This window comes from Microbacterium sp. (assembly GCF_047606385.1).
Lineage (GTDB): Bacteria > Actinomycetota > Actinomycetes > Actinomycetales > Microbacteriaceae > Microbacterium.
The window spans coordinates 1-11,406 of sequence record NZ_JASGEL010000077.1; the positions used below are offsets into that span (position 1 = coordinate 1).

The 11,406-nt window shown below is 72.9% G+C and carries 13 protein-coding genes; 3 read left to right on the forward strand and 10 right to left on the reverse strand.

Features of this window, described 5'->3' with window-relative positions; all coding sequences use genetic code 11:
* Together QM626_RS07305 and QM626_RS07310 are read right to left on the reverse strand one after the other, a co-directional pair.
* Positions 1–646 (reverse strand): PfkB family carbohydrate kinase (locus QM626_RS07305; RefSeq protein ID WP_415075508.1); only part of this gene is annotated, 646 nt, incomplete at its 3' end.
* 3 nt (positions 647–649) lie between these two features.
* The gene (locus tag QM626_RS07310) at positions 650–1,126 is read right to left on the reverse strand and encodes an FBP domain-containing protein (protein ID WP_415075510.1); all 477 of its coding nucleotides are present in this window, start codon (positions 1,124–1,126) and stop codon (positions 650–652) included.
* Positions 1,127–1,149: 23 nt separating this feature from the next.
* Between QM626_RS07310 and QM626_RS07315 the strand changes: the two genes are divergently transcribed.
* Both QM626_RS07315 and QM626_RS07320 read left to right on the forward strand, forming a co-directional pair.
* Positions 1,150–1,638, forward strand: a complete 489-nt coding sequence (locus QM626_RS07315) for a YajQ family cyclic di-GMP-binding protein (protein ID WP_415075512.1) — start codon at positions 1,150–1,152, stop codon at positions 1,636–1,638.
* A gap of 4 nt (positions 1,639–1,642) precedes the next feature.
* The gene (locus tag QM626_RS07320; RefSeq protein ID WP_415075514.1) at positions 1,643–2,587 is read left to right on the forward strand and encodes a Dyp-type peroxidase; all 945 of its coding nucleotides are present in this window, start codon (positions 1,643–1,645) and stop codon (positions 2,585–2,587) included.
* On the opposite strand, the gene QM626_RS07325 is transcribed toward QM626_RS07320, so the two are convergent.
* The 5 genes from QM626_RS07325 to QM626_RS07345 form a co-directional block, all read right to left on the reverse strand.
* Entirely contained in the window at positions 2,584–3,558 is a 975-nt protein-coding gene (locus QM626_RS07325) for an alpha/beta hydrolase (protein WP_415075516.1), read from the reverse strand. The genes QM626_RS07320 and QM626_RS07325 overlap by 4 nt on opposite strands.
* A gap of 175 nt (positions 3,559–3,733) precedes the next feature.
* Complete coding sequence (locus QM626_RS07330; RefSeq protein ID WP_415075518.1) at positions 3,734–5,107, reverse strand: FAD-dependent oxidoreductase; 1,374 nt, start codon at positions 5,105–5,107, stop codon at positions 3,734–3,736.
* Positions 5,108–5,146: 39 nt separating this feature from the next.
* Complete coding sequence (locus QM626_RS07335; protein ID WP_415075520.1) at positions 5,147–6,208, reverse strand: polyprenyl synthetase family protein; 1,062 nt, start codon at positions 6,206–6,208, stop codon at positions 5,147–5,149.
* Positions 6,209–6,255: 47 nt separating this feature from the next.
* Positions 6,256–6,918, reverse strand: a complete 663-nt coding sequence (locus QM626_RS07340; protein ID WP_415075532.1) for a class I SAM-dependent methyltransferase — start codon at positions 6,916–6,918, stop codon at positions 6,256–6,258.
* A gap of 53 nt (positions 6,919–6,971) precedes the next feature.
* Complete coding sequence (locus tag QM626_RS07345; protein WP_415075522.1) at positions 6,972–7,541, reverse strand: hypothetical protein; 570 nt, start codon at positions 7,539–7,541, stop codon at positions 6,972–6,974.
* Between the two features lie 22 nt (positions 7,542–7,563).
* Here QM626_RS07345 and QM626_RS07350 point away from each other — a divergent pair, with 22 nt between their 5' ends.
* Positions 7,564–8,817: an isochorismate synthase gene (locus QM626_RS07350; RefSeq protein ID WP_415075524.1), complete on the forward strand. Its 1,254-nt coding sequence runs from the start codon at positions 7,564–7,566 to the stop codon at positions 8,815–8,817.
* Positions 8,818–8,824: 7 nt separating this feature from the next.
* On the opposite strand, the gene QM626_RS07355 is transcribed toward QM626_RS07350, so the two are convergent.
* The 3 genes from QM626_RS07355 to QM626_RS07365 all read right to left on the reverse strand — a co-directional run.
* Positions 8,825–9,634 (reverse strand): ABC transporter permease, encoded by an 810-nt coding sequence (locus QM626_RS07355; protein ID WP_415075526.1) that lies wholly within the window; start codon positions 9,632–9,634, stop codon positions 8,825–8,827.
* Positions 9,631–10,644 carry an ATP-binding cassette domain-containing protein gene (locus tag QM626_RS07360; protein ID WP_415075528.1) on the reverse strand — a complete coding sequence of 338 codons (1,014 nt, stop codon included), beginning with the start codon at positions 10,642–10,644 and terminating at the stop codon, positions 9,631–9,633. The genes QM626_RS07355 and QM626_RS07360 overlap by 4 nt, the downstream gene beginning before the upstream one ends.
* Before the next feature lie 5 nt (positions 10,645–10,649).
* Positions 10,650–11,406 (reverse strand): hypothetical protein (locus QM626_RS07365; protein WP_415075530.1); only part of this gene is annotated, 757 nt, incomplete at its 5' end.

The window sequence follows — 11,406 nt, forward strand, 5'->3', positions numbered from 1 at the left end:
CGGCCGCACCGCGGGTCGCGAGCACCGCCCCGGCGCCCGCGGCGCGCAGCCGCCGGGCGACGTCGTCGAGCCGCTCGCGGTACAGCAGCGCCGCATCGTCGTCGCCGACCTTCACGAGATCGGCGGACGCCGCCAGGCGCTCGAATCCCCGCACGAACCCGGCGCGGTCGTGCAGCATGCCCGCCCGCGGGTTCGGATCGATCGCGACCAGGCCGGCTGCGGCGGCGATCGCGTCGCCGAGCTCGACGGTCTGGTCCGTGTCGTCCAGCGCGACGCAGCTGACCACCGTGGCCGCAGCGGCGGCGATCGCGGCGCGCTCGGCATCCTGATACCGGATGCGGCGTCCCCTCGCCGCCCGGTTGAACTCGTAGACCGGCTCGCCGCCGACGCGGGTGCTCACCGCACGCGCGGTGCCGGCCGGCGACGGCGACGCGATCAGGCCCACCCCGTAGTCCTCGAGGTACCCGCGGATGTGCGCGCCCGGCTCGTCGTCGCCGATCATCGCGACGAGCGTGGTCGGCAGGCCGAGACGCGACAGGCCGACCGCGACGTTCAGCGCGGCCCCGCCCACGAACTCCCGCACCCCGGCGTCGTCGCGCAGCTCGTCGATCAGGGCGTCGCCGATCACCACCACCGCGCCGGTCACGGCTCAGCCCGCCACGACCCGGTCGACGAAGCCCTCGGCGCGCTGACGGGTGCCGTCGATGCGACGGTCGACGCTCGCCCGGATCTCGTTCGGCGCGAGCGGAGCGGCCAGGCGCACGGTCTCGTGACACGACAGATCGGCGCAGATGTAGGTGCCGACGCTCGAGCCGCTGCCGTCGCTGCGGTGCGCGGTGAACAGCGTCACCTGGTCGGCGGGCTGCATCGTGTGGCAGACGTTGCACATCGCGGATCGGGCGCGGCTCGTGCCCTGCGCGGCGCGCAGCACGACACCGACCGGCTGCCCCGCGCGCTCGGCGATGAGGTACCCGCGGCCGCGGTGCGCGGGATCGCGCCAGGCGAGGAAGTCGAGGTGGTCCCAGTCCAGCAGCAGGTAGTCGTGCGGCAGCGCCGCCTGGCGCCGCTCGGCGTCGTCCGCGTTGACGAGGCACGCGCGGATCTCGTTCTCGGTGAGGTGCCGCATCCGTTCAGTCTAGAATCGCGGGCATGGCCGACAGCTCCTTCGACATCGTCAGCAAGATCGATCGGCAGGAAGCCGACAACGCCCTGAACCAGGCGCACAAGGAGGTCGAGCAGCGCTACGACTTCAAGGGCACCGGCGCCTCGATCGCGTGGAGCGGCGAGTCGATCCTCATCACGGCGAACACCGAGGAGCGCGCGAAAGCCGTGCTCGACGTGTTCCAGTCGAAGCTCATCAAACGCGGCATCTCGCTGAAGAGCCTCGAGTCGGGCGACCCGGTCGCATCCGGCAAGGAGTACCGCATCACCTCGAGCCTCAAGGAGGGCATCTCGCAGGAGAACGCGAAGAAGATCGGCAAGATCATCCGCGACGAGGGTCCCAAGTCGGTCAAATCGCAGATCCAGGGCGACGAGCTGCGCGTGCAGTCGAAGTCCCGCGACGACCTGCAGGAGGTGCAGCGCCTGCTCAAGGCCGCCGACCTGGACGTCGACCTGCAGTTCGTCAACTACCGCTGACGCCGTGGCGGATCGCCGCGTCCCGATCGAGCCGCAGCGGGTCGACGCCCCGCTGACACAGGCGGCGACGTTCCTCGTGCTGACGATCCGTCCGGGGACGGATGCCGCGGCCACGGCGCGCAGCACGCTCGCCGGCATCGACGACATCGTCAAGAACGTGGCGTTCCGCGATCTGGACGCCGCCTTCGCCTGCACGGCCGGCATCGGATCCGAGGCCTGGGACCGCGTGGTCGGCGGGGCGCGACCGGCCGAGCTGCACCCGTTCCGTGAGGTTCGCGGCGCCGTGCACACGGCGGTCGCGACACCCGGCGACCTGCTCTTCCACATCCGCTCGGATCGCCGTGACCTGTGCTTCGAGTTCGAGCGGCAGCTGCTCGACGTGCTCGGCGACAGCGTGAGCGTCGCGGACGAGACCAGCGGATTCCGCTACTTCGACGTGCGCGACCTGCTCGGCTTCGTCGACGGGACGGCCAACCCGGTGGGGCAGGCGGTGCCGGCGTCCACCCTGGTGGGCGACGAGGACGCCGCGTTCGCGGGCGGCAGCTACGTGGTGGTGCAGAAGTACCTGCACGACCTGACCGCGTGGAACGCGCTGACGGCCGAGGCGCAGGAGGCCGTCATCGGTCGCACCAAGTTCGACAACGTCGAGCTCGACGACGCCACCAGCGGCCAACGCTCGCACAAGACCCTCGCCACGATCACGGATGCCGACGGCGAGCACGACATCCTGCGCGACAACATGCCGTTCGGCGCGCCGGGCGCCGCGGAGTTCGGCACGTACTTCATCGGGTACTCCCGTCGCCTGTGGGTGATCGAGCGGATGCTGCAGCGCATGTTCGTGGGCGAGCCCGCAGGCCTGCACGACCGCATCCTGGACTTCTCGCGCGCCGTGACCGGGTCGACGTTCTTCGTCCCGTCGGCGGAGCTGCTCGCATCGCTCGGCGGCTAGCGAGGAGCCAGCGTCCCGCGCAGCCAGTCGCCGAGCACGGCGGTGGCGCGCGCCCGCGGCGCGGGGGCCGAGAGGAACACGTCGTGGATCGCGCCGTCGATGCGCGCGACGGTCACGAGCGACCCGATGCGCAGCGCGGCCCGGGCGATGTCCTCGACGACGAGCACCGAGTCGGTCGAGGTCATCGTGTCCGCCCATCGCAGCGGCGAGGTCGAGCGTGCCGAGAGCATCACGAGCGCCGGGCAGCCGACGTCCACGCCCGCCGCGATCGCCGAGTGCCCGGCCATGACGGCGCTGAACCAGCCGGGATGGGTGCCGAAGCCGCGTGCGGGACGCCAGCCCGCCGGCGCGTCGGGCAGCGTGCCGAGCTCGTGCTGCGCGCGCGTGTAGAAGCCGAGGTCGACGACCGGCTGCGACCCGTGCGGCTGGAACCGGGCCCGCGCCGCGACGAGCGGGGCGATCGCCTGCCGCGCGAACGGCCCCAGCTGCAGCTCCAGCCAGGGGCTGTTGAGGACGATCGCGGCGGCGGCGCCGGGATGCCGCGCAGCCCACAGCGTCAGGGTCAGCCCGCCGGTCGAGTGCCCGAGCAGCACGAGCCGCCGGCCCCGGGGCGGGCCGATCGCGGCGATCGCGGCCGCGATGTCGGCGTCGTATTCGTCGAGCGAATCGGCGTACCCGGGCACCTGGCCGGGCCGCAGACTGCGGCCGTATCGGTGCAGGTCGAGGGCGTAGAAGCGCGCCCCCAGCCCGGTGACGGCGGCCGCGAGATCGCGTTGGAAGAAGTAGTCCGACCATCCGTGCACGTACAGCACGTCCACGTCGCGCAGCGGCCGCATCCACGCCGTGACCCGATTCGGCAGGTGCCGCACGAGCGTCGCCACCAGCGGGTCGGCATCCTCGTCGACGCCGAGATCGAGCGTGCGCTGCGTGAAACCCGCCCCGAGGATGTCGGGCGTCCACTCGCCACGCATGCCGTCAGCCTACGCGGGCGGGGCTCTCGTTTCGTCTCGCTGCGCTCGCGGGGCGACCAGGGGACGCCGGGAGTCGTCCACACAACCTCGGCGATTCGCACAACCTCAGCCGCACCGGCGTAATCCGGCTGAGGTTGCGCGAATCGCTGAGGTCATGCAAAACGGATGCCGCCGCTCACTCGCCGCGGGAGATGCGCACCATCTCGTCACGCGGGACGACCTTGATGCGCGCCCGCTCGTGCGGGGCGCCCAGCGCGATCTCGTGCTGGTCGAGCCGGTGCCAGCCGTCGAGGTCGGTCCATGCCACCCCACGGGAGGCGAGCAGCGCGGGGATCGACTCCGGCGAGGAGTCCTCCGGCCGCCACCACGAGCCCTGGTCGTTGATGAGGTGCTGGATCGTCTCCATGGCGTCCGACTTGGTGTGGCCGATCAGTCCCACCGGGCCGCGTTTGATCCAGCCCGTCGCGTACACGCCCGGCACGCGCTCGTTCGAGTCCTGGTGCAGCACCTGTCCCTCGTGGTTCGGGATGACGCCGTGCCGCTCGTCGAAGGGCACGCCCGGGAGCGGCGAGCCGAAGTAGCCGACCGCGCGGTAGATCTGCTGGATGGGGACCTCGCGCAGCTCGCCGGTGCCGACGATGCCGCCCTCGGCGTCCGGGCGCGTGCGCTCGTACACGAGCGCGGCGACGCGACCCTCGGCATCCGTGGTCACCTCGACGGGCCTGGCCCAGAAGTGCAGGTGCAGCCGGCGTGAGGCGGTGCCGCCGGCGTTGTTCACGCCGGGGCGGGTGCGCCACTCCTGCAGCACCCGGTCGATGACCTTGACCTGCTTGTTGCTGGCGATCGCGGCCAGCGACGCCTCGTCGTAGTCGAAGTCCTCGTCGTAGACGACCATGTCGACGTCGCGCAGCTCGCCGAGCTCGCGCAGCTCGAGCGGCGTGAACTTCACCTGCGCGGGGCCGCGCCGGCCGAACACGTGCACGTCGGTGACCTTCGAGGCGTCGAGTCCCCGGTACACGTTGTCGGGCACCTCGGTCGGCAGCAGGTCGATCGCATGCTTGGCGAGGATGCGGGAGATGTCCAGGGCCACGTTGCCGTTGCCGACCACGGCGACCGACTCGGCGTCCAGGGTCCAGTCGCGGGGCACGTCGGGGTGGCCGTCGAACCAGCTGACGAAGTCGGCCGCGCCGAACGAGCCTGCCGCGTCGATGCCCGGGATGTCCAGGTCGGCGTCGAGGATCGCGCCGGTCGCGAAGATGACCGCGTGGTAGTGCTTCTTCAGGTCGTCGAGGGTGATGTCGGTGCCGAAGTCGACGTTGCCGAAGATCCGGATGTCGCCCCGGTCGAGAACCTCGCGCAGCGCCGTGATGACGCCCTTGATGCGCGGGTGGTCGGGGGCGACGCCGTAGCGCACCAGCCCGTAGGGGGCGGGCAGGCGCTCGAACAGGTCGATCGACACGTCGAACTCCCGCTCGGCCCGCAACAGGATGTCGGAGGCGTAGATGCCGGCGGGGCCGGCGCCGACGACGGCGAGCCTGAGCTTGGTCATGGGTGTTCCTTTCCTGCCGCACCCGGCGAGCGGCGCGGGTCAGCTGCTGCGGTCGGCGACGGCCTCGGCGAAGCGCGTGAGCGCCTCCTTCACGGGGCCGCGGGGCAGCGGGGCGAGGGCGGCGACGGCCTGGCGGGACCAGTCGTGCGCGAGGTCGAGGGTCTGGGCGGTCGAGGCGTGGTCGCGCAGCTCCGCGAGCGGGTCGTCGAGAGTCGCCGGGTCGGCGCCGTCGGCGATGCGTGCCACGCCGGCGTCGATGCGGGCGAGCAGATCGGCGGATGCCGCGTCCTGGCGCTGCGCGAGCAGCAGGTACGGCATCGTCGGGACCCCGGCGCGCAGGTCGGTGCCGGGCACCTTGCCGGTCTCGTCGGCGTCCGCCGAGAGGTCGATGACGTCGTCGAGCAGCTGGAACGCGACGCCCGCCTTCTCGCCGAACACGAGCACGGGCTCACGGTGCTCGTAGGGGGCGTTCGAGAAGATGACCCCCGCCTGCGCGGCGGCGGCGATGAGCGAGCCGGTCTTGTCGGCGAGCACCCGCAGGTAGAACGCGACGCGGTCCTCCCCCTCGGCCGGCCCGACGGTCTCGTGCATCTGGCCGAGCACGAGGCGCTCGAAGGTGTCGGCCTGCAGCTTCATGGCGCCTTCGCCGAGGCTCGACATGATCTGGCTCGCGCGCGAGAACAGCAGGTCGCCGGTGAGGATCGCGATGCTGTTGCCCCAGACCGCGTGCGCCGCCGGCACGCCTCGGCGCACGTCGGCGCCGTCCATGACGTCGTCGTGGTACAGCGAGCCGAGGTGGGTGAGCTCGAGGGCGGCGGCGCCGGCGACGACCTCGTCGGTGATGCCGTCGCCGAGCTGCGCGGTCAGCAGGCTGAGCATCGGGCGCACGCGCTTGCCGCCCGCCTCGAACAGGTAGCGGCTCGCGGCGTCCGCGATCGCGTCGGTCTGGTGCAGCTCGTCCGCGAGGTACGCCTCGACCCTCGTCAGCCCCTCCTCGACCGTGCGCTGCAGCCGGCGCGAGGCCGGACCGGCGAACACGCGCTCGGCGAGGCCGAGCCGGATCGACACGGACGCGCCGGGCGCGGGAGGGCGTGCAGTCACGGCATCCAGCCTACCTGGGCGAGGTACGGGCCCGATGGGGCGAAGGCTCAGGCGATCGGCTTGCGCGCACGGTGCAGCGCGACGATGCCGGACGTGAGGTCGCGGTAGGCGACGTCCGTCCACCCGGCCTCGCGGATGCGGCCGGCCAGCGTGCGCTGATCGGGCCAGTGCGCGATCGACTCGTTGAGGTAGTCGTAGGCATCGGCGTTCGAGCTGACGCCCCTGGCGATCACCGGCAGGACACGGTCGTTGTAGAAGCGGTAGAGCGCCGCGAAGGCGCGGTTCTGCGGGTGGGAGAACTCGCACACCACGAGTCGTCCGCCGGGCTTGGCGACCCGCAGCATCTCCCGCAGCGCCTGCTGCGGGTCGCTCACGTTGCGCAGCCCGAACGAGATCGTGACCGCGTCGAACTCGTCGTCGTCGAACGGGAGCGCGGTGGCATCGGCCTGCCGGAAGACGAGGTTCGGGACGCCGCCGTGCCGGCGGGCGCCCTCCGCGATCATGCCCGGTGAGAAGTCGGCGGCGACGATCTCGGCCCCGCTGCGGGCGAGGGCGGCCGAGCTCGTCCCGGTGCCGGCCGCGAGGTCCAGGATGCGCTGCCCCGGCCGCGGGGCGACCGCCCGGGTGGTGGCGATGCGCCACAGCCGGTCGTTGCCGAGGCTCAGCACCGTGTTGGTGCGGTCGTAGCCGGCGGCGACCTCGTCGAACATGCCCGAGACGCGGGCGGGATCCTTGTCGAGGTCGGCACGGCGGGGGTTGTCGGTCACCAGCTCAGCCTAGGCGGTGCCGTCTGCGCGAGACGGGCGAGCCAGGCGTCGGCCGTGGCATCGTCGAACGGCGGCTCGGCGGCGGCGACGCGGCGCTCGAGGTCCGTCGCGAGCCGCTCGAGGTGGCGCTGCACGTCCTCGGGGTAGCCGTAGCGGACGCGGTGCTCGTCCCACTCGTCGCGGTCGTCGATCCACAGGCCCCGGCCGTCGGTGGCCTTCACGACATCCAGGTCCATGTCGATGCCGGTCATCTCGTCGGGCACGGTGTGCGACCACCGCACGTCCCAGCCCAGGTCGATGTAGACGCGCACCCGGTGGCCGGCCTCGTTGACGGTGCAGGCGAAGTCGCCGCCGGCGGGGACGAGGGTGACGTTCGGCACCTCGGCGACGGCATCCCGGCCCGGCCGCGCGCTGCGCCAGTCGGCCATCTGCCCGAGCCAGTCGCCGTGGTCGTCGCGACCGAGGTAGACGCATTCGTGCACCCAGTGCGGACTGCCGTCCCACTTGCGCCACCGGAAGGTGACGGGCTGGCCCGGATCGGGGCGGGCATCGGGCTGGGCGGGCACGGGGCGAGTCTAGGCTGGTGGGGTGAGCAGTGCCCCTCCTCGCCTGGTCGTCGAGACCCGCGAGACCGCGCCGGTCGAGGATCTCCTCCTGAGCACCGACCCCGCTGCTCCCCTGGTCTGGCAGCGCCGCGGCGACGGCTTCGCGGGCCGCGGCGCCGTGGTCGCGTTCGAGCGTCAGGACGCCCTCGCCGGGCACCGCCTCAACCCGGGCGAGGCCTGGCGCCGGGTCGCGGCGAGCGCCCGGGTCGACGACGCCGTGCGCCTGCCGGGGACCGGGCTCGTCGCCTTCGGCAGCGCGCCGTTCGACCCGTCGTCGGCCGCTCCCGCGCGCCTGACGGTGCCGCGCACGATCGTCGGCCGCGCCGGCGGTCGCGGGTGGGTCACCCGCATCCGCCGCGAGGACGAGGACTGGCCGCCGCACCCGCACCCGCACCCTTACGGACCGCACTGGTCGGCGACGCTCGGCCCCGGCGCCCAGTCGCCGGCCGGCTATCAGGATGCCGTGCGCGGCGCGCTCGCGGCGATCGCGACGGGCGAGGTGAGCAAGGTCGTCATGGCACGCGACCTCACGGGTCGGGCGCCGACGGACGCCGACCTGCGCCGGCTCGTCCGCACCCTCGCGTCCGACTATCCGGACACGTGGGCGTTCGCCGTCGACGGCCTGATCGGCGCGAGCCCGGAGACCCTCGTCACGGTGCGCGGCGGCACCGTGACCGCGCGCGTGCTGGCGGGCACGATCCCGCGCGGCGCCGATCCGGACGCCGACACCGCGGCATCCCTCACCCTCGCCACGAGCGCGAAGGACCAGGACGAGCACCAGTTCGCGGTGCGCAGCGTGCTGGCGGCGCTGGCCCCGCACACGCGCGCCCTGGCGGCCGGCGAGGCGCCGTTCGCGCTGAAGCTGCCGAACGTGTGGCACCTGGCGACCGATGTCGAGGGAGAGCTGGCGGACGCCGCCTCGGCCCTCGACCTGGTGGTCGCCCTGCATCCGACGGCGGCCGTCGCGGGCACGCCGACCGCGGCCGCGATGGATGTCATCCGGCGCCTCGAGCCCTTCGATCGGGGACGCTACGCCGGCCCCGTCGGCTGGATCGACGCGGCCGGCGACGGCGAGTGGGCGATCGCGCTGCGCTGCGCCCAGTTCGGGGACGCCACCGACGGCGCGCTGCCGCTGACCGCGTATGCCGGCGCCGGCATCGTCGCCGGCAGCGACCCGGAGTCGGAGCTGCTGGAGACACGGGTGAAGTTCCGCCCGATCGTCGACGCGCTGGCCTGACCGGCGGCTAGATCGAGCGCTGGTAGGAGCGGATCGACCGCACCGCCCAGAAGAACGCGAGCGCCGCGAGCAGGACGAGACCGCCGAGCTCCCCCCACGCGGCATCCGGATACGACCCGGACTGCCCGCCGCGGCCGAGCTCGACCGCCCAGGTCATCGGGTTCCAACGGGCGACCGCCTGCACCCAGTCGGGCAGCAGCGAGGCCGGCATCATCGTGGTCGACAGGAATGTCGCCGGCAACACGATCAGCTGCGACAGGCTGATCAACGCGATCTGGCTGCGGCTGGTCAGCGCGATCGCGGCCGAGCAGCAGCAGAAGATCATCGCGAGCACCGTCGCGACCCCGAGCGCCACGAGCAGCCCGCCCGGACCGCCCGGGTAGCGGGCGCCGGCGAGCCAGCCGATGCCGAGGACGACGAGCGACTGCGCGACGCCGACGATGAGCTGCTGCGCGAGCTGGCCCGTGACGATCGCCGTGCGCGGGACCGGCGATGTCAGGTACTGGTCCATCACGCCGGAGCGGATGTCGTCGATGTAGCCCGTGCCGGCCCAGGCGCCGGAGTACAGCACCGTCATCATCAGGATCCCGGGCACGAGATAGTCGATGTACCCGGTGGTGCCGAACTGCGGCAGGGCGCCCAGCGAGGAGAAGACCGTGCCGAACAGCACGATCCAGATGACCGGCTGCACGAGGGACATCGCCGGTCCCCACATCTGTCGCAAGGTGGCGATGAGCCAGCGGCGCAGCACCTGACCGGTCTGGGTGAACCAGCCGGAGCGCGCCGCGGCGGGCCCCGGAACAGTGACGGCAGTCATGCCGCGGCCCCTTTCGAGTCGGTCGGCGACGTGTCCGGGTCGCCGAACGTGTGGCCGACGAAGTGCAGGTACGCGTCGTCGAGGGTGGGGTGGGACGCCGCCACCTGGCCGTACCGGATGCCGGCGGCATCCAGCGCCGAGATGACGGCGCCGACCGCCGTGGAGGCGTCGTCGGTGCGGGCGGCGAGCACGCCGTCCACCCCGGACGCCTCGACCAGCACGTCACGCAGCCCCGGAACGGATGCGATCGCCGCGCGGACGGCGACGGCATCCGGCTCCACGAGCCTGACCCGCACGGAGTCGCCGTGCAGGGCCGCCTTGAGCGCGTCGGGAGCGCCTTGCACCACGGACACGCCCCGGGTGACCAGCAGGATCTCGTCGGCGAGCCGATCGGCCTCCTCCATGTAGTGCGTCGTGAGCACCACGGTGAGCGCCTCCTCGGCGGACAGCCGGCGGATCTCGCCCCACATCGCGGCGCGCGCCTCCGGGTCGAGGCCCGTCGTCGGCTCGTCGAGGAACAGCACCCGGGGCCGATGCACGAGCGCGGCGGCCACGTCGAGCCGGCGGCGCATCCCGCCCGAGAACGTGCTCACCGGACGCCGCGCCGCGTCTTCCAGGCCGAACTCGCGCAACAGCTCGACGGCGCGCGAGCGGGACGCGGGAGCGGACGCGCCGCGCAGTCGTGCGGCGATCTCGAGGTTCTCGCTCGCCGTCAGGAGCGGATCGGTGCCCGCACCCTGCGACACGTATCCGATGGCGGCCCGCACGGCGTCCGCCTGGCGCAGCACGTCGTGTCCGGCGACCGTCGCCGCACCGGACGTCGGGCGCGCCAGCGTGGTGAGGATCTTGGTGGTCGTCGACTTCCCGGCACCGTTCGGGCCCAGCAGTCCGAACACACGCCCGACGGGCACCGCGAAGCTCAGACCGTCCAGCGCCCGCACCGGACGTCGGCGGCCGCGGCCCGGGTACACCTTGACGAGGTCCGTGGCCGTGATGGCGATGTCGGTCATGACCGTCACGCTCCCTTCCTGGGGCCGTACATCATGCGTGCGAGGACGATCATCATGAGAGCGAGTCCCCCCACGAACGCGAGCGGCGCCCACCACCATCCGACGGTGAAGACCAGCACCACGATGAGCCCGAACGTCACCAGCCAGATGGCCGCGGTGTAGATGCCGAACTTCGCCGCTGTCTCCGGCTCCTCCTCGAAGCGGTTGCCGACCTCGTGGGGCCACGCGTTCCGCATCCACGCCTTGTGGCGGTTGGTCTGCGAGGCGCCGAGGAAGGCGAACAGGATCACGGATGCGACCACGCCGAGCGCGGCGAAGACGACGCACCAGACCGGCAGCGACCCGAGGGCGACGAGGCCGACGAAGCCGAGCCCGCACAGGGCCAGAAGGCTTGCGATCCCGTAGGTGCCCGCCCGGACCGGGGGCATCGGGTGGTTCGTGGTGGTCTCCTGCGCGAGCGAGTCGCCGACGACCAGTCCGAGGCCGACGGATGCGGCGCCCAGCAGGGCGACGACCACGCCCGCCGGCAACGCGAGGACTCCCGTCGCCCCGAGCGCGCCGAGGGCGACGCCGGCGGCGAGGACGAGCGACGAGACGACCACGCGGACGACGAAGCCCGGCTTCGGCCGCACGTGGTGGCGCAGGAAGGCGGCCTGCGCGCGCTCGCGCGCGGTGGGCGTGCCCGCCGCATCCGCCGCGCCCAGCAGCTCGCGCACGTCGCCGAGCTCGGCGATCGCCTCGCGCGCGGCGGCGCCCGGCGAG

Excerpts from the sequence above, each read along its gene's own strand:
- QM626_RS07310 (WP_415075510.1), bottom strand. The coding sequence starts at position 1,126 with ATGCGGCACCTCACCGAGAACGAGATCCGCGCGTGCCTCGTCAACGCG.
- QM626_RS07315 (WP_415075512.1), top strand. The coding sequence starts at position 1,150 with ATGGCCGACAGCTCCTTCGACATCGTCAGCAAGATCGATCGGCAGGAA.
- QM626_RS07325 (WP_415075516.1), bottom strand. The coding sequence starts at position 3,558 with ATGCGTGGCGAGTGGACGCCCGACATCCTCGGGGCGGGTTTCACGCAG.
- QM626_RS07330 (WP_415075518.1), bottom strand. The coding sequence starts at position 5,107 with ATGACCAAGCTCAGGCTCGCCGTCGTCGGCGCCGGCCCCGCCGGCATC.
- QM626_RS07340 (WP_415075532.1), bottom strand. The coding sequence starts at position 6,918 with ATGTTCGACGAGGTCGCCGCCGGCTACGACCGCACCAACACGGTGCTG.
- QM626_RS07355 (WP_415075526.1), bottom strand. The coding sequence starts at position 9,634 with ATGACTGCCGTCACTGTTCCGGGGCCCGCCGCGGCGCGCTCCGGCTGG.
- QM626_RS07360 (WP_415075528.1), bottom strand. The coding sequence starts at position 10,644 with ATGACCGACATCGCCATCACGGCCACGGACCTCGTCAAGGTGTACCCG.